Here is a 24641-nt window from a genome sequence, read left to right on the forward strand (position 1 = left end):
GGCATCCATCCCGGCGGGCGGGGCCGGGTGCGCCGATCCTAGGGGCGCTTGAGCGCATGGGCTTGACCCAGGTCAAGGCCCGGCGCCGGCGCGTGGCAGTGGACCGGCGCTTGCATCCATGGAAAAGAACATCCACCGCAGCCAGGCCCGCCCATGTCCATCCACGTCGCCCTGACGCATCGCACGACCTACCGCTATGCGCGCCCCGCGAGCCTTGGCCCGCAGACGATCCGGCTGCGTCCGGCGCCGCACAGCCGGACGCCGGTGCTCTCCTATGCGCTGAAGGTCGAGCCGCAGCCGCATTTCCTGAACTGGCAGCAGGATCCGCAGGGCAATTTCCTGGCCCGCGTGGTGTTCCCCGAGCGGGTCGCGCATTTCGACGTGACCGTGGACCTCGTGGCGGACATGGCCACGATCAATCCCTTCGACTTCTTCCTTGAACCCGATGCCGAGACCTGGCCCTTCACCTATGATCCGGGGCTCGAGCAGGAACTCGCGCCGTTCCGCCGCATCGACCATTCGGGCCCGCTGCTCGAGGCGCTGCTGGCCGAAGTGCCGCGCGGCGAGCAGCGCACCGTGGACATGCTGGTCGGGCTGAACCGGCTGATCCAGCAGCGGATCGCCTATGTCGTGCGCATGGAGCCCGGTGTCTGGTCACCCGACCGGACGTTGGCGGAAGGCAGGGGCTCCTGCCGCGATTCGGCCTGGCTTCTCGTGCAGCTCCTGCGCCGGCTCGGCTACGCGGCGCGCTTCGTCTCGGGCTACCTGATCCAGCTCGTGGCCGACCAGAAGCCGCTGGAAGGGCCCGAGGGGCCGAGCGCGGACTTCACCGACCTCCACGCCTGGGCCGAGGTGTATCTGCCCGGCGCGGGCTGGATCGGCCTCGATGCGACCTCCGGCCTGCTGACCGGGGAGGGGCACATCCCGCTCGCCGCGACACCCGAGCCGCAATCGGCCGCGCCGATCTCGGGCGGGCTAGAGAAGGTCGAGACCGACTTCGCCTTCGAGATGAAGGTCTCGCGCATCCGCGAGACGCCGCGCGTCACGAAGCCCTACACCGAGGCGCAATGGGCCGCGATCCGCGCCGCCGGGGAGGCGGTGGACGCGAAGCTCAGCGCGCTCGGCCTGCGCCTGACCATGGGCGGGGAGCCGACCTTCGTCGCCGAAACCGACCGCGACGCGCCGGAATGGAACACCGACGCGCTGGGCCCGACCAAGCGCGCCTTCGCCGGCCGGCTGCTGCGCCGCCTCGCCCCGCTCTGGTCGCCCGGCGCCGCCCTGCAATACGCCATGGGCAAGCACTACCCGGGCGAGCAGCTCCCGCGCTGGGCGCTCTACGCCCATTGGCGGGCGGATGGCGAGCCGGTCTGGCGCGATGCCGCGCTGCTCGCCTCCGACGACGACCGCGACGACGCCACCGCCGCCGACGCCGCCCGCTTCGCCCGCCTGCTGGCCGAGCGGCTGCAGGTGGACCCGGCGCTGGTGCAGGGCGCGCACGAGGACATCCACTACTACCTGTGGAAGGAACAGCGACTGCCGGCCAATGTCGTGGCCGAGGACAGCCGGCTCGCCGATCCGCTGGAGCGGGCGCGGCTTGCGCGGGTCTTCGGCCAGGGGCTCGCGGCAGAGGTCGGCTCGGTGCTGCCGCTGCGCCGCGTGATGCAGGATGGCGTGCGGCGCTGGCAGTCCGGGCGCTGGTTCTTCCGCGGCGAGCACCTGTTCCTGATCCCCGGCGACAGCCCGATCGGCTTCCGCCTGCCGCTGGCGAGCCTGCCCTGGATGAGCCCGGAGGATGCGCGGCGCGTCCTGGAGAGCGAGGCCGACCCCTTCGCCTGGCGCGACGACCTGCCGCCCCATGCCGCGCTGATGGCCCAGCGGGCGATGCGCGCGCAGATGCTGCCCGAGAGCCCGCCACAGCGCGCCATGGCGCCGCCACGGGCCGGGGAGCGCACCAGCAGCGGCATCGAGGATTTCCGCCCCCAGCCGCAGGACCTGCCGGTGGTCGGGCAGTCCGACCCGGGGGTGGTGCGCACCGCGCTGACGGTCGAGGCGCGGGAGGGAAAGATCCACGTCTTCTACCCGCCGCTCTACGCCGCCGAGGACTGGCTCGACCTCACCGCCGCGATCGAGGCGACGGCGGCCGAGACGGGCCGCAAGGTGGTGCTGGAGGGCTATCTGCCGCCGTCCGATCCGCGGCTGCTGCATTTCTCCGTGACACCCGACCCCGGCGTGATCGAGGTGAACATCCATCCCGCGCGCACCTGGCAGGAGGTGGTGGAACGGACGCGGCAGCTCTATGCGGAGGCGCGGCAGGTGGGCCTCGCGGCCGAGAAGTTCATGCTGGATGGCCGCCATGTCGGCACCGGCGGCGGCAACCATGTGGTGATGGGCGGGGAGACGGTCGCGGAAAGCCCGTTCCTGAAGCGGCCGGACCTGCTGAAGTCGCTGGTCGGCTTCTGGCATAACCATCCGTCGCTTTCGTACCTGTTCAGCGGGCTGTTCATCGGCCCGACCAGCCAGCACCCGCGCATCGACGAGGCGCGGATGGATGCGATCCACGAGCTCGAGATCGCCTTCTCCAAGGTGCGGGCGGGGCAGGAGGTGCCGCCATGGCTGACCGACCGGCTGTTCCGCAACATCTTCGCGGACATGACGGGCAACACGCACCGCACCGAGTTCTGCATCGACAAGATGTACGATCCGGCCGGCGTGTCGGGGCGCCGCGGCCTGGTCGAGTTCCGCGCCTTCGAGATGCCGCCGCATGCCGAGATGTCGGCAGCGCAGATGCTGCTGATGCGCGCCGCCGTCGCCGCCTTCTGGGAACGTCCCTACGAGCGGCGGCTGGTGCGCTGGGGCACGCGCCTGCACGACCAGTTCATGCTGCCGCACTTCTGCGAACAGGATTTCCGCGACGCGATCGACGAGCTTCGCAACCTCGGCGCGCCGCTCGATGCCGGGTGGTTCGCGCCGCACCTCGCCTTCCGCTTTCCGCTGATCGGCGAGGTCGCGGTGCGCGACGTGCATCTGGAACTGCGCCACGCCCTCGAACCCTGGCATGTGCTGGGGGAGGAGGCGGCGATGGGCGGCACTGTCCGCTACGTGGACAGCAGCGCCGAGCGCGTGCAGGCGCGCGTGACGAACTGGGTCGAGGACCGCCACCTGCTTGCGGTGAACGGCGTGGCCGTGCCGTTGCGCGCGACCGAGCGCGCGGGCGAATACATCGCGGGCATCCGCTTCAAGGCGTGGAACCCGCCTTCCTCCCTGCATCCGACCATCCGGCCGCAGACGCCGCTCATCCTCGACGTCTTCGACCGCTGGACCGGGCGCAGCCTCGGCGGCCTGACCTACCATGTCGCGCATCCGGGCGGGCGGAACTACGAACGCTACCCGGTCAACGCGAACGAGGCCGAGGCGCGCCGCCGCGCCCGCTTCTTCCCCTTCGGCCATACTCCCGGCGCGATCACCCCGCCCGAGCCGCCGGCGGGTCTCGAACTGCCCTTCACCCTCGACCTGCGGCGACATGGCTGACGCGCCGGAGGCGACACCGCTCGACGAGATGGTGGACGGCCGCGGCGGCGTCCGGTCGCATTGGCGCCGTCTGCTCGGCATCCTCGGCGGCATGGGGGAGGGGGCGCTGGCCGAGCGCGCGCGCCGCCTGGACCGAGCCTTCGAGGATGAGGGCATGGCCGGCGTGCTGCCCGGCATGGCGCGCGAGGTCTCCTGGAGGTGCGACCCGCTGCCGCTGGTGCTGCCCGCGGCGGAGTTCGCGGCCCTCGAGGCCGGCATCGCGCAGCGCGCGCGGCTGCTCGAAGCCATCCTGCAGGATCTCTACGGCCCGCAGCGGCTGATCGCGGAGGGTGCGATCCCACCCGAGATCGTCTTCGCCAATCCGGGTTTCCTGCGCGCCTGCCGCAGCGCCGGGGTGCCGCCGGCAGCGCCGCAACTCCATCTCTATGCCGTGGACCTGGTGCGCGGGCCGGACGGCGCCTGGCGGGTGCTGGCCGACCGCACCTCGGCGCCCGCCGGGCCGGGCCTCGCGCGGGAGAACCGCCGCATGCTCGGGCGCGTCATGCCCGAGGCCTTCCGCGGCGCGCAGGTGCGCTCGATGCGGCCCTTCTTCGAACTCTGGCAGGATGCGCTGCAGCGCCTCGCGCCCGCGGATCGCGGTGATCCCGCCGTGGCGCTGCTCACGCGCGGCACCGGCGATCCGCGCTGGTTCGAGGACATGCTGCTCTCGCGCGAATTGTCCTGCGCGCTCGTCGAATGCGGCGACCTGACGGTGCGCGGCGGCGTGCTCCACCTGAAGACGCTGCAGGGGCTGCAGAAGGTGGACGTGCTGCTCTCGCGCATCGGCGGGGCGATGCTCGATCCGCTCGAATGCGCGGAGGCCGGCACCGGCGGCGTGCCCGGCCTGCTCGACGCCGCGCGGCACGGCGGCCTGCGCATCCTGAACGCGCCGGGTGCGGCGCTGGTCGAGGCGCCCGCCTTCGCCGCCTTCCTGTCCGGTCTCGCGCAACGGATGCTCGGCGAGAGTCTCGCCCTGCCATCGGTCGAGACGCTCTGGCTCGGCGATGCGGCGGCCCGTGCGCGCATCGCGTCCGAGCCAGGCTGGTCCATCCGCTCCGCTACAGACGGCACCATGCCCGCCCCGCAGCCGGGCGCCGAACCGCCCGAGGCCCCTGGCGGGGCGCATGTCGCGACCCGTCTGCCGGTCGCCTCCGTCGTGCCCTGCGTGGATGGCGACGGCCTCGCGCCGCGCTCGCTCGCCCTCAGGATGTTCGCGATCTTCGATGGCAGCGGCTGGCGCGTGATGCCTGGCGGCCTTGCGCGCGTCGCGGAGGGCGGCGCGCTCGGCGGCGCGCTGCCGGCGCGCGGCGTGGCCAAGGATGTGTGGGTTCTCGCCGAGGAAGGCGATGACATCATCGGCCCCGCGGCGCTGCACCTGCCGCCGCTGCCGATCCGCCGCCAGCCCGGGGCGCTGCCTTCGCGCGTGGCGGACAACCTGTTCTGGCTCGGGCGCTACACGGAGCGGCTCGAGCGCGGCGCGCGGCTCGTCCGCGCCACCCATGCGCGCATCTCGCGCGGCGTGGTGCTGCCGCGCGAGGCGGCGGAGGTCGCCGCGCTCGCGCGCTGCCTCGCGCAGGCAGGCTTCGCCGGGGCCGAGGAGGTGGTGGGTTCCGCCGCCGCCCAGGCGCTGCCCGGGATCATCGCCGCCGAGATGCGCGAGGGCGGCACGCTGCCCGCGCTCGCTGCGCGCATCGCGACGCTGACGGCAATGGTGCGTGATCGCCTGACCGCCGACATGCACGCCACCTTCACGCTGACCCTCCGCACGGCGCGGGAGGAAATGCGCGCGGCCGGCGACAGCCTGGAGGCGATCAGCCGCGCCATGATCGCCGTGCTGCGCTTCGCGACCGCGGTGGCCGGCGTCGCCGCCGAGAGCATGGTGCGCGGCGGCGCCTGGCTGTTCCTCGATCTCGGCCGGCGGGTCGAGCGCGCCCAGGCGATCGCCTCCGAGGTCGGCTTCGCGCTGGACCAGCCGCCGGCGCGGATCGAGGGCGGCCTGCGCCTCGTGCTCGAACTCTGCGACAGCGTCATCACCTATCGCAGCCGCTATCTGAGCATCCTGCAGCCCGGGCCCGCGCTCGATCTCGTGCTCGCGGATCCGTCGAACCCGCGCGCGCTCGCCTTCCAGCTCGAGGCGATCAGCCGCAACCTCTCCGAGGTGGCGGGGGAGGCGGACCGCGCGCTGCCGGACGAGGCGGCCGCGCTGCTCGCCGAAGCCGAGGCGATGGTCGCGAGCGTCATCGCCGCGCCGGACCAGGCGATCGCCGCGGCCTCGCTGCCGCCGCGCCTCGAGCAGGTCGCCGCGCGCATCGCCGCGTTGTCGGATGCGGTGACCCGGCGCTATTTCGCGCTGCTGCCGGCGGCGCAGACGCTCGGCCTCGAAGGCGCCGAGCCCGCCATGCGCGGTGCCGCGTGATCTACCGGCTGCGTCACGTCACCACCTATGCCTACGCGCATCCGGTGGACCTCGCCGCCCACCTGCTGCTGCTGACGCCGCGGCGCCTGCCGCACCAGTCCGTCGCGCGGGCGAGCCTGCGCGTGACGCCCACGCCCTCCCACACCACGCTGGCCACCGACCACTTCGGCAATGCGGCGATGCGCGTCTTCCTCGACGTGCCGCATGCGCGCTTCGAGGTGGTGGCCGAGGCGGTGGTCGAGGTGCGCTTCCCCGATCCTCCCGCGCCTGCGGCGACGCCGGCCTGGGAGGATGTCGCCGCCGGCGCCCGCGCTGCCGAGGCCGCGGAGTTCCTCTTCGGCAGCGCGCTCGCGCCGCTCGTCCCCGCAGCAGCGGGCTATGCCGCCGCCTCCTTTCCGGCGCGTCGCCCGGTGCTCGCGGGGCTGCTCGAACTGATGGGGCGCATCCGCCGCGACTTCACCTACCGGCCCGGCGTCACCGGGCCGCACACCCAGGTCGCGGACGTGCTGGAGAGCCGCACCGGCGTCTGCCAGGACTACGCGCATGTGATGATCAGCGGCTTGCGCGGCCTCGGCATCCCGGCGCGCTACGTCTCGGGCTATGTCCGCACGCGCCCGCCGCCGGGCGGCATCGCGCGGCGCGGCTCGGACCAGTCCCATGCCTGGGTCGAGGCGTGGCTGGGCCCGGAGCATGGCTGGGTGGGGCTCGACCCGACCAACGACATCGTCGTGAAGGACGAACATGTTGTGCTCGCCTGGGGGCGGGACTTCGCCGATGTCAGCCCGCTGCGCGGCGTGATCCTCGGCGGCGGCGAGCACGGTCTCTGGGTGGGTGTGGACCTCGAGGAAGCCGAAGGCCCGGTGCCTGCCTGACGGCGCCGTGATGCCGCATTGCTCGGCACTAACGGCCGCGGAGAACGATCTTTCGCCAGAAGCCGGGTTGACGCACGGAACGCGCCCCATGACAGTTTCGCCATGTCTGCCGATCTTCTCCTTTCGGGCGGCCGGATCTTCCGTGGGCTGGCCCAGGGTTTCACCGATGCGCTCGCGGTGAAGGACGGGTGCGTCCTCGCGCTCGGCGAGGATGCGCGCGATGCCGCAGGGCCGGAGACGCGCCGCCTTGATCTCGGCGGCCGTGTGGCCATCCCCGCCTTCAACGAAGCGCATATGCACCTGCTGCCCTATGGCCTCGGGCTTGCGCAGGTGAACCTGCGGGCAGAGGAGGTGCGGACGCTGGACGAGCTGCTGCGCCGCATCGGCGCGGCGGCGCAGGCGGCGCCGAAAGGGGCCTGGATCCTCGGTCGCGGCTACGATCATGGCGAGCTCGATGTCGGCCGCCACCCGCTCGCGACCGAGCTCGACCGCGCCGCACCGGACAATCCCGTGGCGATCGTGCGGACCTGCGGGCACATGGCGGTGGCGAACAGCATGGCCATGAAACTCGCCGGTGTCGGGCACAACACGCCCGATCCCGAGGGCGGCATCATCGAGCGCAAGGGTGGGCAGCTCACCGGCCTGTTCCAGGAACGCGCCATGCGGCTCGTGCGCGACGTGATCCCACCGCCGGATGAGGCGGCGATGGTGGATGCGATCGAGGCGGCCTGCGAGCATCTCGCCTCGCTCGGCTTCGCCTCGGCCACCGACATGAATGTCGGCATGACGGCCGGCATCGCGGAGGTGGACGCCTATCGCGCGGCGCAGGCGCAGGGGCGGTTGCCGCTGCGGATGTGGCAGGTGCTGGCCGGCAACCCGGAAGGCATCGCGCAGGAGGCCTGGGCGCGCGGGATGCGCCCGATGGATGGCGACGACGGTCTGCGCTGGGGCGCGGTGAAGGTCTTCGCCGACGGCAGCGCCGGCGGGCTGACCGCGGCCTTCTTCGAGCCCTACCTCGCCTCCGCGGGCGGCGGCACCGGCGTCTTCACCTTCCCCGACGAGACCATCCACGCGCTGCTGAAACTGTATCACGAGCAGGGCTGGCAGCTCGACATCCACGCCATCGGCGATGCGGCGATCGAGCAGGTGCTGCTGGGCATGGAGGCCGCGGACAGCGAGGCGCATCCCTTCGCAGGCCGCCGCCACCGCATCGAGCATTGCGGCTTCGTCACCCGCGACCAGCGCCGGCGGATGAAGGCGCGCGGCATCCTGCCCGTGCCGCAGCCTGTGTTCATGTACGAGTTCGGCGACCTCTACATCCGCAACCTTGGGCGCGAGCGTTCGGAGCGCGCCTATCCGATGAAGACCTGGCTCGACGAGGGCGCGCATCCCGCAGCCTCCTCGGACTGCCCGGTCTCGACCGTGGATCCCTTCATCAACCTCTTCACCATGCTGACCCGGCAGACCAACCGCGGCACGGTGATGGGCCCCGAGGAGCGGCTGACCGCCGAGGAAGCCGTGCATTGCTACACCTGGTGCGGCGCCTACACCCAGTTCGCAGAGGATCGCCGCGGCACGCTCAAACCCGGCATGCAGGCCGACATCGCCGTGCTGTCGCGCGATGTGTTCACCATCGAGCCGGAGGCGCTGCGCGGCACCGAGGCAGACCTCACGCTGCGCGACGGCCGCCCGATCTTCGACCGCCACGGCGCGCTCGCCGCGCTCGCCGCGCAATAGCCGATGCTGCGCCACGCCCTCCATCGCGTCGCGCTCGCCGTTCCGGTGATGTTCGGCGTCCTGCTCATCGGCTTCATGCTGATGCAGATCGTCCCGACCGACCCCGCCACGGTGCGCGCCGGCCCGACCGCCACGCAGGAGGTGGTGGCCGCGATCCGCGCCGAGCTCGGCCTCGACAAGCCCATATGGGTGCAGTTCGGCCTGTATCTCGGGCGGCTCGCGCAGGGGGATCTCGGCGTCTCGATCATCAACAACATGCCGGTGACGCAGGAACTCGCGACCACCATCGGGCCGACGGTCGAGCTGATGTTCGCCTCGCTGCTGTGGTCCATCCCGCTCGGCATCTTCCTCGGCACCGTGGCGGCCTATTGGCGCGGCTCGCTGCTCGACCGCGCGATCATGGCGGTGAGCGTGGCGGGCGTGTCCGTTCCCGTCTTCTTCCTCGGCCTCGTCCTGATCTGGTTCGTCGGCTTCCAGTGGCAGTTGCTGCCCTTCACGGGGCGCGAGGGGCCGCTTTGGACCTGGGAGGGCATCCGCGCCATCATCCTGCCGGCGCTGACGCTGGGCGGTGTCCTGGTCGGCCCGGTGGCGCGCATGACCCGCACGGCGGTGGTGGATACGCTGTCCGCCGATCACGTCCGCACCGCCCGTGCGAAGGGGCTGAACGAGCGGCTCGTCGTGCTGCGGCACGCGCTGCGCAACGCGCTGATCCCGGTGGTGACGCTGATCGGCCTGCAGATCGGCTTCCTGCTCGGCGGAGCCGTGGTGACCGAGACGATCTTCTCCTGGCCCGGCGTCGGCCGCCTCGCCGTCGGGGCGATCCTGTCCGCGGATTTCCCCTTGGCGCAGGGCACGATCATCGTGCTTTCGGCCGGCTTCATCCTGGTGAACCTGATCGTGGATCTGCTCTACGCGGTGCTCGACCCGCGTGTGCGGCAAGGCTGAGGGCGGGCCATGAGCGGGACGACACTCGACGACGCAAGCGCCCCCGCCGCGCCGGCCAGACCTTCGGCGCTGCGGATGCTGCTGCGGGATATCGGCGGCGCGTTCAGCCTCATCCTCGTCATCCTGATCGTGCTGCTGGCGGTGCTCGCCCCCTGGCTGGCGCCGCATGATCCCTTCGCCACCGACCTCATGGCCGTGATGGAGCCGCCCTCGGCGCGCTACTGGTTCGGCACCGACGGGCAGGGTCGGGACATCTTCTCGCGCATGCTGTTCGGGCTGCGGGTGACGCTGGGGATGGGGCTCGCCTCGCTGGTGGCAGGCGGGCTGATCGGCGCGGTGGTGGGGTTCTGCGCGGCCTATTACCGGCGGCTCGACGGCCTCCTGATGCGCCTGATGGACATGCTGCTGAGCTTCCCGGCGATCCTGTTCGGCCTCGCGCTCGCGGCGATCTTCGGGCCCGGCCTCACCTCGGTCATCATCGCGCTGTCCATCGCGACCGTCCCGCTGATGGCGCGCATCGTGCGCAGCGCCGCGCTTGTCGTGATGGGGCTCGACTACATCGAGGCGGCCCGGGCCATCGGCATGAACGACCGGCGCCTGATCTTCCGGCACCTCGCGCCGAACTGCCTCTCCTCCGTCTTCGTCTTTTCGACGTTGCGGCTTGGGCAGGTGATCCTGCTGGGTTCGGCGCTGTCCTTCCTCGGCCTCGGCGCGCAGCCGCCCACGGCCGAACTCGGGGCCATGGCCGCACAGGGGCGCAATTTCCTCTTCATCGCGCCGCATATCAGCGTGATCCCTTCGCTCGGCATCTTCGTGATCGTGCTGGCCTTCAATCTGCTGGGGGATGCGCTGCGCGACGCGCTCGACCCCCGGCTGCGTCTCTGATCCGCAAACAGGGAGAGCAACAATGACACGCTTCTGGCACCGCGCGACGCTGGGGGGGCTGGCCGCGATGGGCCTCGCCCTCGTGGCCGGGCAGGCGCAGGCGCAGCCGCGCAACCAGATCACGATCATGCGCGAGATCGACGCCGATCGCTACGATCCGCACCGCTCCACCGCGCTTGCGGCGGGCGAGGTCATCACCATGCTTTCCGACACGCTGGTCAGCATGGACTACGACATGCGGACCATCCGCCCCGGCCTCGCGGAACGCTGGGAGGTATCCCCGGACGGGCTGACCTACACCTTCCATCTGCGCCAAGGCGTGACCTTCTGCGACGGCAAGCCCTTCACCGCCGAGGACATGGCCTTCAGCCTCAATCGCTGGATCGGCCGGACCACGCCGCGCGTGACCTCGCCGGTGGCCTGGCGCGCGGGGGACGTGAAGGAGATCCGCGCGAGCGGGCCGCACACCCTGGTCTATGAGCTGAACCGGCCCTTCTCCGAGCTTCTGCCCAATCTCGCCCTGTTCTTCGGCTCCGCCGTGGATCCCGCGACGGTCGAAAGGCTGGGCGACAATTTCGGCGTGCAGGGCTTCAACGGGACCGGCCCCTTCTGCTGGCAGAGCTGGACCCCACGCAATGAGCTGGTGCTGACGCGCCACCCCAACTACCGCTGGGGGCCGCCCGTGCTGCAGAACCAGGGCCCGGCGCATGTGGAGCGCATCGTCTGGCGCGTGATCCCCGAAGCGGCCTCGCGCGTCGCGGCGCTTCAGGCCGGGCAGGCCGACCTGACCCAGTTCATCCCGGACGCCTTCATCGAGACGCTGCGCCGCTCGCCGAACATCGTCATCTCCAACCAGCCGAACTATCTCTGGGACACCTATCTGGGCTTCAAGGTGGATCGGCCTGTGGCGAACGACATCGCCATCCGCCGCGCCTTCCACATGGCCGTGGACCGGCCGGCGATGGTGCGCGCAGTCTGGTCGGGCAACGCGACGCCCGCGCGCGGCATCATCAACCCGACCGCGCTCGACTACTACGCGCCGGCCGACGAGCTGGTGCCCGCCTACGACCCCGCCGCCGCGCGCCGGATGCTCGACGAGGCCGGCTGGCGCGTGGGCCCCGACGGCATCCGCGTCAAGGACGGGCAGCGCGCCACGCTCACGCTCTTCGCCATCAACAACCTCGTGAACCAGCGGCTCGGCGAGATCATCCAGCAGGCGGTCCGCCAGGTGGGGATCGAGCTGCGCGTGCAGCTCTTCGACGCCACCGTGGCCTGGGGGCGGCTCGCCAGCCAGGACTTCGACGTCCTCTTCCTGAGCTATCCCTACATCTCGGCCAGCGACGCCCTGAATCTCTACTGGCACAGCCGCAGCAGGCCCACGCCGAACCGCATGAACTGGAACAACCCGCAGACCGATCGCTGGCTGGAAGACGGCCGGGCGGCGACCGACCCCGCGGTTCGGGCGCAGGCCATGGCCAACCTCCAGCGCCAGCTGAACGAGGCCTCGGCCTGGATGAACATCGCGCACAACAACCTGAACCTCTTCGCCAATCGGCGTGTCGAGGGTGCGCGCGCGCACGGCCTCTACGGGATCTCGATCTACAAGGGGCTCGATCTGCGCATCCGCTGACTCACCTCGCGGCCGGCGGGGGCGAACCCGCCGGCCGGCCCGGACCCCCAAGGAAGCACCGCATGACCATCACGCTGATCAGGAACGCCGAACTCGTCGTCGGCTGGGATGCCGCGGCGAAGTCGCACAGCTACATGCCCGACACCGATCTGGCCTTCCAGGGCGGCACCATCACCTTCCTTGGCCGCGGCTATGAAGGCCAGGCGGACACGGTGATCGACGGGCGCGGGCTGATGGTCATGCCGGGCCTCGTGAACATCCATTCGCACCCGTCGAGCGAGCCGCTCAACAAGGGCTTCCTCGACGAGATCGGCTCGCCGGGGCTCTACAACTCCTCGCTCTACGAGTTCATGCCCATCTTCCGTGCCGATGCGGAAGCCGTGCCGCATTGCGTGCGCGTCGCGCTTTCGGAACTGCTGCTGTCGGGCGTGACGACGCTCGCCGATCTCTCGATGGCGCATCCCGGCTGGCTCGACCTGCTTGCCGAGGCGGGCATGCGCGTCTGCGTCGCGCCGATGTTCCGCTCGGCGCGCTGGTTCACGAAGAACGGCCATGTCGTCGAGTACGAATGGGACGAGAAGGCCGGCGAGAAGGCGATGGAGGAAGCCCTGCGCCTGATCGAGCGCGCCGAGCAGCACGAATGCGGGCGCCTCTTCGGCATGGTGGTGCCGGCGCAGATCGACACCTGCTCGGCCGGGCTGCTCAAGGACAGTTTCGCCGAGGCGAAGGCGCGCGGCCTCTCCTGGCAGATCCACGCCGCCCAGTCGGTGGTCGAGTTCCACGAGATCACGCGCCGGCACGGCATGACGCCGATCGGCTGGCTCGATGCGATGGGCCTGCTCGACGAGCGCACCATCATCGGCCACGGCATCTTCCTCGACGACCATCCCTCGACGCGCTGGCACACCGAGACGGACCTCAAGCGCCTCGCCGAGACCGGCACCACCGTCGCGCATTGCCCGACCGTCTTCGCGCGCCGCGGCATCGCGATGAAGGATCTCGGCCGCTACATGCGTGCCGGCGTGAACATGGGCATCGGTACCGACACCTACCCGCACAACATGCTGGACGAGATGCGCCTCGCCGCGCATATCGCCCGCACCCAGGCCGGCCATCCGCGCACGCTGCGCACGACGGACCTCTTCAACGCGGCGACGATAGGCGGCGCGAAGGCGCTTGGGCGCGACGACATCGGTCGCCTCGCGGTGGGCTGCAAGGCGGACTTCTCCCTGGTGGACATCACCCATCCGATGATCCGCCCGGCCTATGACCCGATCCGCAGCCTGATCTACTCGGCCGGGGACCGGGCGCTGAAGGCGCTCTACGTGGACGGCAACAAGGTGGTCGAGGACGGCGAGGTGCTGACCATGGACTACCGCCAGGCCGCCGAACACCTGCACGAGGCGCAGAAGCGCATCGTCTCCCGCGTGCCGCAGCAGGACTGGGCGCATCGCAGCGCGGAGAAGATCGCCCCGCCGACCTTCCACTGGTCGTGATGACCGGCACCGCCGAGCCCCTGCTGCGCATCGAGGGCCTGCGCACCGTCTTCCGCACCCATGGTGGGGAGATCGCCGCCGTGGATGGGGTTGACCTCTCCGTCCCGCGCGGCCGGACCCTCGGCATCGTAGGCGAGTCGGGCTGCGGCAAGTCGGTGCTGTCGCTTTCGGTGATGCGCCTCGTCGCGCATCCCGGCCGCGTCGCGGCGGGGCGGGTGCTGCTCGAGGGGCGGGATCTGCTGCAGCTCTCCGCCGCCGAGATGCGCGACGTGCGCGGCAGCCAGGTCGCGATGATCTTCCAGGAGCCGATGACGAGCCTCAACCCGGTGCATACGGTCGGCTTCCAGATCACCGAGGCGATGCGCGCACACGACCCCCGCGCCTCCCGCGCCGAATTGCGCGACCGCGCCATCGAGGCGCTGAAGCGTGTCCGCATCCCCGCTCCCGAGCGGCGCTTCGAGGAGTATCCACACCTCCTCTCCGGCGGCATGCGCCAGCGGGTCATGATCGCCATGGCGCTGGCCTGCCGGCCGAAACTTCTGATCGCGGACGAGCCGACCACCGCGCTCGACGTGACGGTCCAGGCGCAGATCCTCGACCTGCTGCGCGACCTCCAGCAGGAGACGGGGATGTCCATCATCCTCATCACCCACGACCTCGGCGTCGTGGCGGAGATGGCGGACGAGGTGGCCGTCATGTATGCGGGCCGCGTCGTCGAGCGTGCCGCCGCCGGCGCCGTCTTCGACGACCCGATGCATCCCTACACGCTCGGCCTGCTCGGCTCCGTCCCGCGCCTCGATGAGGAGCGCGAGACGCTGCTCGCCATCGAGGGCAGCGTCCCGCCGCCCTTCGCGCTGCCGCGCGGCTGCCGTTTCCATCCGCGCTGCCCCTTCGCCGTCGAGGACTGCAAGGCCGAACCACCGCCGCTGCGCGCCATCGCGCCTGGGCACGAGGCCGCCTGCCTGCGCGCGCCCGTCGAGAGGCTCGCCGCATGAGCGCGCCGCTGCTCGAGGTGACGGGCCTCGCCAAGCACTACCCGGTGCGCAAAGGTCTGATTCTCGCGAAGCAGGTCGGCACGGTGCGTGCCGTGGATGGCGTCTCCTTCGCGCTGGCCCGCGGCGAGACCCTCGCGCTGGTCGGCGAATCCGGCTGCGGCAAATCCACCACGGCGCGCCTCGTGCTGCGCCTGATCGAGCCATCGGCTGGCACCATCCGCTTCGACGGCCAGGACGTGACCGGCCTCTCGGGCGCGGCCATGCGCGCGATGCGCCGGCGCATGCAGATCGTCTTCCAGGATCCGTATGCGAGCCTCAACCCGCGGCTGAACGTGGCCGAGACCATCGCCGAGCCGATGCTGGTGCATGGCATCGGCGATGCCGCCTCCCGCCGCCGGCGCGTCGAGGAGCTGCTTTCCCTGGTCGGGCTGCGCGCCTTCCACGCCGAACGCTTCCCGCACGAGTTCAGCGGCGGCCAGCGCCAGCGCATCGGCATCGCGCGCGCCCTGGCGGTGGAGCCGGACCTCGTGGTCTGCGACGAGCCGGTCTCGGCGCTCGACGTCTCCATCCAGGCGCAGGTCGTGAACCTGCTCAAGGATCTGCAGCGCCGGCTTGGTCTCGCCTACCTCTTCATCGCGCACGACCTCGCGGTGGTGAAGCACGTCGCCGACCGGATCGCGGTGATGTATCTCGGCCAGATCGTCGAGACGGCGAGCAAGCGCGACCTCTTCGCCGCGCCGCGCCATCCCTATACGCGGGCGCTGCTGGCGGCGATCCCGCACCCCGATCCGCAGCGCAGGGGAAGGGTGAAGCCGCTCGGGGGCGACGTGCCCTCGCCGATGAACCCGCCGCCCGGCTGCCGGTTCCATACCCGCTGTCCCTTCGCGCAGGAGCGTTGCCGGCAGGAGGCGCCCGAACTGCGGACGCTCGCGGATGGCCACCAGGCCGCCTGCCATTTCGCCGAGACGCTGCCGCCCGCCGGCCTCGACTTCAGCGGCGGCCTCTCGGAGGCTGCGGCGAAGCGCCTCGCGCTCTATGCCGGGGCGCGCCGGCGCGCGGCATAGGCACCGGCCGCGGTTCCGCCCCGCCCCTCGCTGTTCTAGGCTGACGGCAAGCGCAGGGGAGGGACCGGCATGGCGCGCATCGGCTTCATCGGGCTCGGCAACATGGGCGCGCCGATGGCGCGCAATCTTCTCAAGGCCGGGCATGAGGTCGCGGGGTTCGACGTCATGGCGGCCGCGCTCGATGCCGTGCCCGGCGCCCGCCGCGCCGCCAGCGCTGCCGAGGCCGCGGCGGATGCGGATGTCGTCCTGACCATGCTGCCTGCAAGCGCCCATGTCCGCGATGCCTGGCTCGGCACGGGCGGATTGATGGCCGCCGCCCGCCCGGATGCGCTGCTGATGGACTGCTCGACCATCGACGTCGGCACGGCGCGCGAGGTCGCCGCGGCCGCCGGGGAGCGCGACTTCCTGGACGCACCGGTCTCCGGCGGCGTGATGGGTGCCGAGGCGGGCACACTGACCTTCATGGTCGGCGGCAGCGAGGCCGGCTTCGCCCGCGCGCGGCCGGTGCTGGAGGCGATGGGGCGCAGCGTCGTCCATTGCGGCGCGGCCGGGGCCGGGCAGGCGGCGAAGCTGTGCAACAACATGATGCTGGCGGTCACCATGGCGGTGACCTGCGAGGCCTTCGTGCTCGCCGAGAAGCTCGGCCTGAGCCACCAGGCGCTGTTCGACGTGGCCTCGAAATCCTCCGCCCAGTCCTGGGCGCTGACCACCTATTGCCCGGTGCCCGGCCCGGTGCCCGCAAGCCCTGCCAATCGCGGCTACCGGCCCGGCTTCTCCGCGGCCCTGATGGTGAAGGATCTCGGCCTTGCGCAGCAATCGGCGAAGGAAGCCGGCGCGGTGACGCCCTTCGGCGCCCATGCGCTCGACCTCTACCGGCGTTTCGTGGAGAAGGAGGGCGGCGGCGGCACCGATTTCTCCGGCATCATCGCCATGATCCGCGAAGGGAAAGCCTGATGACCACGAGTTTCGTCTCGCCGCGCCTGCTGATGATCGGCGGCGGCGCCGTCGGCAAGCTGGCGGAGGTGCTCGGCCAGTTCGGCCTGTCGAAGCCGCTGGTGGTGACGGACCCCTGGATGGTCTCCTCCGGCACGGTCGAGAAGGCGCTCGCGCCGCTCCGTGCGGCGGGACTCTCGCCCGCGGTATTCAGCGACACCGTGCCCGACCCGACCGATACCGTGGTCGAGGCGGGGGTGGCGGCCATGAAGGCGGGCGACTTCGACTGCCTGGTCGGTTTCGGCGGCGGCAGCCCGATGGACACCGCCAAGGCCATGGCGATCCTGGCCGCCGCGCCGCCGGGTGCGAGGATGCGCGACTTCAAGGTGCCCGCGCAGGCCAACCGCGCGGCCCTGCCTGTCATCTGCGTGCCGACCACCGCTGGCACGGGCAGCGAGGCGACGCGCTTCACCGTCATCACCGATACCGAGCGCGACGAGAAGATGCTCATCGCGGGCCTCGGCGCGTTGCCGCTCGCCGCCGTCGTGGATTTCGAACTGACGTTCAGCGTGCCGCCGCGCACAACCGCCGATACCGGGATCGACAGCCTGACCCATGCGCTCGAGGCCTTCGTGTCGAAGCGCGCGAACGACGAGGCCGACGAATACGCCCTGCGCGCGATGCGCCTGATCGCGCCCAATCTGCGCACCGTCTATCGGGAGCCCGCCAACGCCATCGCCCGCGCGGCGATGATGAAGGGGGCGACGCTCGCGGGGCTCGCCTTCTCGAACAGCAGCGTCGCCCTGGTCCATGGCATGTCGCGCCCGATCGGCGCGCATTTCCACGTCCCGCACGGGCTTTCCAACGCCATGCTGCTGCCGGCGGTGACCGAGTTCAGCCTGAACGCCGCGCTTCCGCGCTATGCCGAGGCCGCACGCGCAATGGGTGTGGCGACCCCGGCCGAGGGTGACCAGGCCGCCGGCGCGAAGCTGCTGCAGGAACTGCGGGACCTCAATCGCGACCTCGCGGTGCCGACCCCCGCGGCCTATGGCATCGACCCGGCGAAGTGGGAGGCACTGCTGCCCACCATGGCCGAGCAGGCATTGGCCAGCGGCTCGCCGGCCAACAATCCGGCCGTGCCCACGGCGGAGGAGATCGTCGCGCTCTATCGCCGCGCCTGGACGGGCTGACAGGCATCAGCGCACGCGTCGCCCCGCGCGCAATGCGATGCGCGCGGGGCTTTCCGGCTACGCGGTCTTGCCGCCTTTCGGCGCGTCCGCCTCAGCCTCTCCGCGGCGCAGCCTGTTTCGGCCGGTGAAGAGCACGATCGGCGCCGCGATGAAGGTCGAGGAGGAGGTGCCGATAATGATGCCCGCGATCATCAGCCAGGCGAACCCGGACAGCGTATCGCCGCCGAACAGCGCCAGCGGCACGGCCGAGAGCAGCAGCGTCATCGAGGTGCCGAGGGTGCGGTTCAGCGTCTCGTTGATCGAGAGATCCACGAGCTGCTCGAGCGGCATGGTCTTGAACTTGCGCAGGTTCTCCCGCATCCGGTCGAACACCACGACCTTGTCGTTGGCGTTGAAGCCGATGATGGTCAGGATGGCCGCCACGGTGGTGAGGTTGAACTCGATCCCCGTCACCACCATCACGCCGACGACCTTGGTGGTGTCGAGCAGCAGCGTGGCTACGCCGGCGATGCCGAACTGCCATTCGAAGCGGAACCAGATGTAGAGCAGCATCGCTGCGAAGGAGAGTCCGAGGGCGATCATCCCGCCCATGAAGAGCTCGTCCGAAACGCGGTTGCCCACCGCCTCCACGCGCAGGATCCTGGTGCCTGGGGCGGCCTGTTCCAGCGCGCCGCGCACGCGGTTCACCGCGACCTGCACCGCGCCCTCGTCGCCCTGGGCCGGCAGGCGCACGGCGAAGGTCGAGGGATCGCCGAACTGCAGGATGGTCACGTCGCCGAGGCCGAGCCCGCCGGCCGCCGCGCGCAGCACCGAGATGTCTCCTGGCCCCGGCGTGCGGATCTCCATCTCGATCCCGCCCTTGAAGTCGATGCCCTTCTCGAGCCCCGGATGGAAGGCGATGACGACGGAGGTCGTCGAGAGGATCGCCGAGACGATCAGCCCCGCGCGCGCGCCGCGCATGAACGGGATCCTCGTCACGTCGGGGACGATGCGGAACAGGGGGCGGCCAAGGCGCTGGAGGAAGGTGAGCCCCGGGCGCTCCACAACCGGCAGTTCCTTCGGCCGGGTGCGCTTGTACCACCAGGAGACCATCAGGCGGGTCAGCACGGTCGCGGTCCACATCTGGACCACGGTGCCGATCGCCACCGTCACGGCGAAGCCCTTCACCGGCCCGGACCCGAAGCCGTAGAGGCAGGCCATGGCGATCAGGTTGGTCAGGTTGGAGTCCATGATCGTGCCGGAGGCCTTGGTGTAGCCGGCCTCGAGCGCGTTGATCGGACTTCGCCCGTTCTTCACCTCCTCGCGGATGCGCTCATTGATCAGGATGTTGGCGTCGAGCGCGGTGCCGAGCGTGAGCACGATGCCGGCGATGCCGGGCAGGGTCAGCGTGCCCTCCATCAGCGACAACACCGCGACCATCAGCACGATGTTGAACACCAGCGCGATGTTGGCGAACCAGCCGAACAGGCCGTAGGCGAGGCCCATGTAAAGGAAGACGAAGACCGTCCCGACCGCGAGCGAGATCATGCCCGCCCGGATCGCATCCGCCCCGAGTTCGGGTCCGACCGTGCGTTCCTCGACCACCGTCAGCGGCGCTGGCAGGGCGCCGGCGCGCAGCAGCACCGCGAGGTCATTCGCGCTGCGCGCGGTGAAGTTGCCGCTGATCTGGCCTTGGCCGCCGAGGATCGGTTCGCGGATCACCGGGGCGGTGATTACCTTCTCGTCCAGCACCACGGCGAAGGGCCGGCCGACATTCTCGCGCGTGATCTGCGCGAAGCGGCGCGTGCCGACGGAATCGAAGGTGAAGTTCACCACCCATTCGCCGGTTCGGCTGTCCTGCCCGGCGCGGGCATTCGTAAGGTTCGCGCCGTCCACCTCGACGCGCCGGCGCACGGCGTAACGCTCCTGGCCGCGTTCGCCGGGCAGGAACATCACGCCCGGCGGCGGGGTCGCCGCCATGGAGGCGGCCTCGTCCACAAGGTGGAAGGTCATGCGCGCCGTGCGGCCGAGCAGTTCCTTGATGCGGTTCGGGTCCTCGACGCCGGGCAGCGTCACCAGGATGCGCTGCGAACCCTGGCGCGCGATCAGCGCCTCGGCCACGCCCGTCTCGTCCACGCGGCGGCGGACGATCTCGATGGACTGCTCCACCGCCGAGGTGGCCTTGGCGCGCAGCCCGACCTCGGTCAGCGTCGCCCAGATCTGGCCGTCGGGGCCGGCCGTCACCTCGATGTCGGGCACGCTCTGCCCGGTCGCGAGCTGCACCGGATTGGACAGTTCGCGCAGCGCCGCGATGGCGGCCTGGACCTGCCCGGGCTCGGTCACGCGCACGCCCATGCGGCGGTTCGGTGCGTCCGTCGCGAGGTTGACGTAGCGGATGTTCGCCGCGCGCAGCCGCGTGCGTGCCCCGTCCACAAGGCCGTCGAGCCGCTCCCGCACGACGGTGTTCATGTCCACCTCGAGCAGCAGGTAGGACCCGCCGCGCAGATCGAGGCCGAGATTGACCTGCCGGACGGGGAACCAGTCCGGGAAGGCCGCGCGCGGGATCAGGTTCGGGATGCTGACCAGCGTGCCGAGGATCAGCACCGCGAGGATCGCGGCAATCTTCCAGCGCGCGAAATGAAGCATGGGCGAAGGGAACCCCAGGGTTTCAGGCGGGCGGACAATGGCGAGGGGGGAGGGGGGATGCAACCCCGGCAAGCGCGTGGCCGCGCGGCGGGCGGGAAAAGGCGCGGCAGCGGCGGAACGATCCGGTGCATGTCCGCCCCGCCGCCGCCGCGGTTCCTGCAGCGCGCGCCGCAGCCACGATGCCAGGGAATGAAATCTTCGCCGTGGCGGTCATACCCCGGAACCGTCAGCGCCGCCCGCCCGGTGGGGGCAGAGGGCGGCCCGCCGCGCGGGAAGGCGAGCCGGCCGCCTCATGCTCAAGCCTCAGGCGACTCCAAAGGCCTGACGCCTCTGCTAAAGGCCGCGCATGAGCGCCAGCACCCATCGACTCGCCCTTGCCGTCATCGGCGCGGGCCATTTCGGCCGCTTCCATGTCCTCAAGGCGGCGGCCAATCCGCGTGTGCGGCTGGTGGGGCTTGCGGATGCGGACCCCGCCCGTGCTGCGGCCGTGGCCGCCGAGGCCGGCACCGCCGTGCTGACGGCGGAGGAGGCCATCGCGCAGGCCGAGGCCGTCATCGTCGCCGCGCCGACCCGCTTCCACCATGACCTCGCCCTCGCGGCCCTTCAGGCCGGGCGGCATGTCTTCGTCGAGAAGCCGATCGCCGCGACGCTGGCCGAGGCCGATGCGCTGGTCGCCGCCGCCGCGGCGCGGGGCCGTGTGCTCCAGGTCGGCCATATCGAGCGCTTCTCGGCGGCCTTCCGCGCCGTGGTCGGCGCGCCTGCGGGCGGCCGGGCACTGTCCTGGGATGCGGTGCGCGCCGCGCCGTTCCGGCCGCGCAGCCTTGATGTCTCCGTCGTGCTGGACCTGATGATCCACGACATCGACCTCGTCCTGACCCTGGCCGGTGCGGATCCCGAGGCGGTGGAGGCGGTCGGCGCCGCGGTGGCCTCCGAGCGCCCGGATTTCGCGGTGGCCCGGCTCCGTTTCCCGGGCGGGCGCGCGGCGGTGCTGACCGCCTCGCGCGTCTCGATCGCCATGGAACGCCGGCTCCGGGTTCTCGGCACGGAGGGGGAGATGAGCGTCAACTTCCTCGACCGGTCCCTCGCCGTGCTGCGGAAGGGCGGCGCCGAGCCGGTCGCGACGATGCCAGGCTCCGGCGTGGACCGCGCCACCTGGACCGACCACGACAGCCTGGAGGCGGAGCAGGCCGCCTTCGTCGCCGCCTGCCTGGACGGGGCGCCGGTTGTGGTGGACGGTGCGGCCGGCCGGCGCGCGCTCAAGGTCGCGCTGGCGGTGGAAGCGGCGATCGCCGGAGGAAGCGCATGAGCACACCACGCATCGCGATCGTCGGCGCCGGGGCGGTCGGCGGCTATGCCGGCGCCTACATGGCGCAGGCCGGCCACGACGTGACCTTCGTGGACCCCTGGCCCGAACACGTCGAGGCGATGCGCGCGCGCGGCCTCACCATCCAGCACCTGAAGGACGTGCCCGAGTTCACCGTGCCGGTGAAGGCCATCCACATCACCGAACTGCAGTCCTTCGCGAAGCAGCGCCTGGTGGACATCGCCTTCATCTGCATGAAGTCCTACGACACCGCCTGGGCGACGGCGATGGTCGCGCAGTATCTCGCGCCCGGGGGCTATGTCGTCTCGCTTCAGAACTGCATCAACGAGGAAGTGATCGCCGGCGTCGTCGGCTGGGGCCGCGTGCTCGGCGCCATCGCCTCGCTCATCACGGTGGAACTCGCCGCGCCGGGGCTGGTGAAGCGCGCCGCCGGGAAGTCGGGGGCCGCGCACACCGTCTATCGCGTCGGCGAGCCGCATGGCCGCATCACGCCGCGGGCGGAGATGGTGACATCGCTTCTCGCACTTTCCGATTCGGCTCTGACCACGACCAATCTCTGGGGCGAGCGATGGTCCAAGCTCGTGGCCAACGTCATGGGCAACGGCATCGCCGCCGCAACCGGGATGGTGGCGAAGGACGCGACGGCCGACGATGCCATCCGCGCCTTCGCCGCGCGCCTGGGCAGCGAGGCGATCCGCGTCGGGCAGGCCCTCGGCTACGAGCTCGAGGAGATCCTGCACCTCGACCCCGAGATCATCGCCCGCGCGGGGGAGGGCGATGCCGAGGCCCGCGCCGCCTATGACGCGCAGCGGCTTGCCGACACGCAGAAGCCCGGCGGCGGCGCGCATCGCGCCTCCATGGGCCAGGACATGGTGAAGGGCCGCCGCACCGAGATCGAGTTCCTCAACGGCTTCGTCGTCGCCAAGGGCCGGGAGGTCGGGATCGCCGCGCCGGCCAATGCCGCGCTGACGGAGATCGTGAAGCGCGTCGAGCGGGGCGAGGCGCAGCCATCGCCCGACCTGATCCGAGCGCTGCGGCTGAACTGACCGGCGGTCGCACACGCATTCCGCGAAATGCGTGAATAATCCCGTGTAACCGCAATCACGGTGAGCTGTGCGCCTTCGCGCAAAGGTTGTCTCCGTGGCCCGGCCTCGCGGCCGCAAGCCGCCCTCACTCCCGTGAGGCCACATGAGGAAACGGAGGCCCGACATGGCACGGACACCGAAGCGCGTGGCTGCCGACCTGGGCGACCATGCTCCCCGCCGGCTGATCATCGAATGCAAGCCTGCCCAGGTCGCGGCCATGGCCATGGCGCCCGCGGCGGCCGTGCCGCGCGACTTGGCCGCCATCGTCAAGGAGGCCGGCGCGACGCTCGACACGGGCTTCGCCCCGGTCCTGCTCCCGGCGGTGGCGGGCCAGGATCCGATGGAGCCCGGCTTCGACACCAGCACGCGCTTCGATGTCTCGGCCGCGCCGGGCGATGCGACGATGCTGCTCGTGGCCGACGGCGATGCCGCCGCCGCCGAGGCGCTGGCGAAGCGCCCCGAGGTCGTCCAGGTCTTCGCCGACCTGCCCATCGAGCCCTGCCTGATCTGTCCGGGCAGCCCCCCGCTCGGCAATGCCGCGGACGTCGCGAACCTCCTCTGCACCCGCGTGATGCAGGAGCGCGGGCTGAACGGCCTCGGCGTGCTGCTGGCCATCGTGGATACCGGCATCAACAAGAACCATCTGGCGTCGCTCGGGATCACGCCGGCGATGGATGTCGGGCGGAGCTGGACTCCCGCGGCGGGCATGACGCCCTTCGATGCACCGGTCGGCCACGGCACCATGTGCGCCTTCGACGCGCTGATCGGAGCGCCGCGGGCGACTTTGCTTGACATCCAGCTCCTGCGTTCGGGGGCTGGTGCCTTCACCGCCTTCCTGTCCGACGCGGTGCGCGCCTTCGACCACCTGCGCCGCATCATGGAGGCCCCGCGGCGCCCGGGCGAGACGCGCTCGCTCGTCGTGAACAATTCCTGGGGCATGTTCCATCCGAGCTGGGACTTCCCGCCCGGTGACCCGCGCAACTACTCCGACAACCCGAACCATCCGTTCAACCGCGCGGTGGCAGCGCTCGAGGCGGCCGGGGCCGACATCCTCTTCGCCGCGGGGAATTGCGGCTCCGACTGCCCGGATGGCCGGTGCCAGGGCGTGACCAACCGTACCATCTACGGGGCGAACGGCCATCCCTCGGTGCTGACGGTCGCGGGCGTGGACACGACGAAGAAGCGCGTCGGGTATTCGAGCAAGGGCCCGGGTCGGCTGTCCGTGAACAAGCCCGACATCGCCGGCTACACGCATTTCGCCGGATCCGGCGTCTATGCGGCGGATGGCGGCACCTCCGCCGCCTGCCCGGTGGTCGCCGGCGTGGTCGCCGCGGCGCGCACGAAAAAGCCCTTCCTGCCGGGCAACCCCTCGGCCTCGCCCCATGCGATGCGGGAACTGATCCGTTCGACCGCCGAGGATCTCGGCGCGGCCGGCTTCGACCACGACACCGGCTACGGCGTCGTGAATGGCTGCGCGGTGGCGGATCGTGTGGTGCCGCAGATCATCGTTCCGCCGATCGACATCTGCCGTCGCTTCCCCGATCTGTGCCGCAGGCCGGTGCCGATCGACTTCTGCCGGCGCTACCCGCAGCTCTGCAATCCGGTGCCGGGTCCGGTTCCCGGTCCGATCCCCGGCCCCATCCCGGGGCCCGTTCCCGCTCCGATCCCCGGTCCGATCCCCGGTCCGCGTCCCTTGCCGGGCCTCGGCGATGCGGAAGCGGGCGAGGCGAGCCTCGAGCAGATTCTCGCGGCGATGTGGCAGATGGGCTATGAGGATGCCCGGCGCGACGCCGCGGCTGCGCCCGCCCCGCAACGCAGGGCCGGCGGCTGCGCCTGCGGCGGCGGCGACTGAACCGCGCCGCGGAACGAGGAGGCCG

The 24641-nt window shown here is 71.2% G+C and carries 16 protein-coding genes; 15 read left to right on the plus strand and 1 reads right to left on the minus strand.

Annotated features, from left to right (window positions below; all coding sequences use genetic code 11):
• Positions 1 to 153 precede the first annotated feature (153 nt).
• From FHS88_RS15315 to FHS88_RS15370, 12 genes are all read left to right on the plus strand, one after another.
• Positions 154 to 3528 (plus strand): transglutaminase family protein, encoded by a 3375-nt coding sequence (locus FHS88_RS15315; RefSeq protein ID WP_184486343.1) that lies wholly within the window; start codon positions 154 to 156, stop codon positions 3526 to 3528.
• The gene (locus tag FHS88_RS15320) at positions 3521 to 5983 is read left to right on the plus strand and encodes a circularly permuted type 2 ATP-grasp protein (protein WP_184486344.1); all 2463 of its coding nucleotides are present in this window, start codon (positions 3521 to 3523) and stop codon (positions 5981 to 5983) included. The genes FHS88_RS15315 and FHS88_RS15320 overlap by 8 nt, the downstream gene beginning before the upstream one ends.
• Entirely contained in the window at positions 5980 to 6855 is an 876-nt protein-coding gene (locus FHS88_RS15325; protein WP_184486345.1) for a transglutaminase N-terminal domain-containing protein, read from the plus strand. The genes FHS88_RS15320 and FHS88_RS15325 overlap by 4 nt, the downstream gene beginning before the upstream one ends.
• Before the next feature lie 102 nt (positions 6856 to 6957).
• Complete coding sequence (locus FHS88_RS15330) at positions 6958 to 8592, plus strand: amidohydrolase (protein ID WP_184486346.1); 1635 nt, start codon at positions 6958 to 6960, stop codon at positions 8590 to 8592.
• 3 nt (positions 8593 to 8595) lie between these two features.
• Positions 8596 to 9537 carry an ABC transporter permease gene (locus FHS88_RS15335; RefSeq protein ID WP_184486347.1) on the plus strand — a complete coding sequence of 314 codons (942 nt, stop codon included), beginning with the start codon at positions 8596 to 8598 and terminating at the stop codon, positions 9535 to 9537.
• A 9-nt stretch (positions 9538 to 9546) separates the two neighbouring features.
• Entirely contained in the window at positions 9547 to 10422 is an 876-nt protein-coding gene (locus FHS88_RS15340; RefSeq protein ID WP_184486348.1) for an ABC transporter permease, read from the plus strand.
• A 22-nt stretch (positions 10423 to 10444) separates the two neighbouring features.
• Positions 10445 to 12052 (plus strand): ABC transporter substrate-binding protein, encoded by a 1608-nt coding sequence (locus tag FHS88_RS15345; protein ID WP_246420056.1) that lies wholly within the window; start codon positions 10445 to 10447, stop codon positions 12050 to 12052.
• A 62-nt stretch (positions 12053 to 12114) separates the two neighbouring features.
• Positions 12115 to 13548, plus strand: a complete 1434-nt coding sequence (locus FHS88_RS15350; RefSeq protein ID WP_184486349.1) for an amidohydrolase family protein — start codon at positions 12115 to 12117, stop codon at positions 13546 to 13548.
• Positions 13548 to 14543 (plus strand): ABC transporter ATP-binding protein, encoded by a 996-nt coding sequence (locus FHS88_RS15355; protein ID WP_184486350.1) that lies wholly within the window; start codon positions 13548 to 13550, stop codon positions 14541 to 14543. Before FHS88_RS15350 ends, FHS88_RS15355 begins: the two co-directional genes overlap by 1 nt.
• On the plus strand, positions 14540 to 15607 hold the full coding sequence (locus FHS88_RS15360) for an ABC transporter ATP-binding protein (RefSeq protein WP_184486351.1): 1068 nt from the start codon (positions 14540 to 14542) through the stop codon (positions 15605 to 15607). The genes FHS88_RS15355 and FHS88_RS15360 overlap by 4 nt, the downstream gene beginning before the upstream one ends.
• A 69-nt stretch (positions 15608 to 15676) precedes the next feature.
• Positions 15677 to 16561, plus strand: a complete 885-nt coding sequence (gene mmsB / locus FHS88_RS15365; protein ID WP_184486352.1) for a 3-hydroxyisobutyrate dehydrogenase — start codon at positions 15677 to 15679, stop codon at positions 16559 to 16561.
• Positions 16561 to 17730 (plus strand): iron-containing alcohol dehydrogenase, encoded by a 1170-nt coding sequence (locus FHS88_RS15370; RefSeq protein ID WP_184486353.1) that lies wholly within the window; start codon positions 16561 to 16563, stop codon positions 17728 to 17730. The genes mmsB and FHS88_RS15370 overlap by 1 nt, the downstream gene beginning before the upstream one ends.
• Before the next feature lie 57 nt (positions 17731 to 17787).
• Here the strand turns inward: FHS88_RS15370 and secD are convergent, their stop codons facing one another.
• Positions 17788 to 20355, minus strand: coding sequence for a protein translocase subunit SecD (gene secD / locus FHS88_RS15375; RefSeq protein ID WP_184486354.1), 2568 nt, complete (start codon positions 20353 to 20355; stop codon positions 17788 to 17790).
• 346 nt (positions 20356 to 20701) lie between these two features.
• Between secD and FHS88_RS15380 the strand changes: the two genes are divergently transcribed.
• The 3 genes from FHS88_RS15380 (at position 20702) to FHS88_RS15390 (ending at position 24616) form a co-directional block, all read left to right on the plus strand.
• The gene (locus FHS88_RS15380; RefSeq protein ID WP_184486355.1) at positions 20702 to 21661 is read left to right on the plus strand and encodes a Gfo/Idh/MocA family protein; all 960 of its coding nucleotides are present in this window, start codon (positions 20702 to 20704) and stop codon (positions 21659 to 21661) included.
• Positions 21658 to 22725: a ketopantoate reductase family protein gene (locus FHS88_RS15385; RefSeq protein WP_184486356.1), complete on the plus strand. Its 1068-nt coding sequence runs from the start codon at positions 21658 to 21660 to the stop codon at positions 22723 to 22725. Before FHS88_RS15380 ends, FHS88_RS15385 begins: the two co-directional genes overlap by 4 nt.
• A gap of 163 nt (positions 22726 to 22888) precedes the next feature.
• Positions 22889 to 24616: a S8 family serine peptidase gene (locus FHS88_RS15390; protein WP_184486357.1), complete on the plus strand. Its 1728-nt coding sequence runs from the start codon at positions 22889 to 22891 to the stop codon at positions 24614 to 24616.
• The last annotated feature ends 25 nt before the right edge of the window (positions 24617 to 24641 follow it).

Origin of the sequence: Neoroseomonas alkaliterrae, from assembly GCF_014199195.1 — a bacterium.
Lineage (GTDB): Bacteria > Pseudomonadota > Alphaproteobacteria > Acetobacterales > Acetobacteraceae > Neoroseomonas > Neoroseomonas alkaliterrae.

What these genes read in the sequence shown, in the direction of transcription:
- FHS88_RS15350 (WP_184486349.1), top strand. Translation starts at nt 12,115, where the DNA reads ATGACCATCACGCTGATCAGGAACGCCGAACTCGTCGTCGGCTGGGAT.
- FHS88_RS15390 (WP_184486357.1), top strand. Translation starts at nt 22,889, where the DNA reads ATGGCACGGACACCGAAGCGCGTGGCTGCCGACCTGGGCGACCATGCT.
- FHS88_RS15370 (WP_184486353.1), top strand. Translation starts at nt 16,561, where the DNA reads ATGACCACGAGTTTCGTCTCGCCGCGCCTGCTGATGATCGGCGGCGGC.
- FHS88_RS15360 (WP_184486351.1), top strand. Translation starts at nt 14,540, where the DNA reads ATGAGCGCGCCGCTGCTCGAGGTGACGGGCCTCGCCAAGCACTACCCG.
- FHS88_RS15345 (WP_246420056.1), top strand. Translation starts at nt 10,445, where the DNA reads ATGACACGCTTCTGGCACCGCGCGACGCTGGGGGGGCTGGCCGCGATG.
- mmsB (WP_184486352.1), top strand. Translation starts at nt 15,677, where the DNA reads ATGGCGCGCATCGGCTTCATCGGGCTCGGCAACATGGGCGCGCCGATG.
- FHS88_RS15340 (WP_184486348.1), top strand. Translation starts at nt 9,547, where the DNA reads ATGAGCGGGACGACACTCGACGACGCAAGCGCCCCCGCCGCGCCGGCC.
- secD (WP_184486354.1), bottom strand. Translation starts at nt 20,355, where the DNA reads ATGCTTCATTTCGCGCGCTGGAAGATTGCCGCGATCCTCGCGGTGCTG.
- FHS88_RS15330 (WP_184486346.1), top strand. Translation starts at nt 6,958, where the DNA reads ATGTCTGCCGATCTTCTCCTTTCGGGCGGCCGGATCTTCCGTGGGCTG.
- FHS88_RS15320 (WP_184486344.1), top strand. Translation starts at nt 3,521, where the DNA reads ATGGCTGACGCGCCGGAGGCGACACCGCTCGACGAGATGGTGGACGGC.
- FHS88_RS15355 (WP_184486350.1), top strand. Translation starts at nt 13,548, where the DNA reads ATGACCGGCACCGCCGAGCCCCTGCTGCGCATCGAGGGCCTGCGCACC.
- FHS88_RS15315 (WP_184486343.1), top strand. Translation starts at nt 154, where the DNA reads ATGTCCATCCACGTCGCCCTGACGCATCGCACGACCTACCGCTATGCG.
- FHS88_RS15380 (WP_184486355.1), top strand. Translation starts at nt 20,702, where the DNA reads ATGAGCGCCAGCACCCATCGACTCGCCCTTGCCGTCATCGGCGCGGGC.
- FHS88_RS15335 (WP_184486347.1), top strand. Translation starts at nt 8,596, where the DNA reads ATGCTGCGCCACGCCCTCCATCGCGTCGCGCTCGCCGTTCCGGTGATG.
- FHS88_RS15385 (WP_184486356.1), top strand. Translation starts at nt 21,658, where the DNA reads ATGAGCACACCACGCATCGCGATCGTCGGCGCCGGGGCGGTCGGCGGC.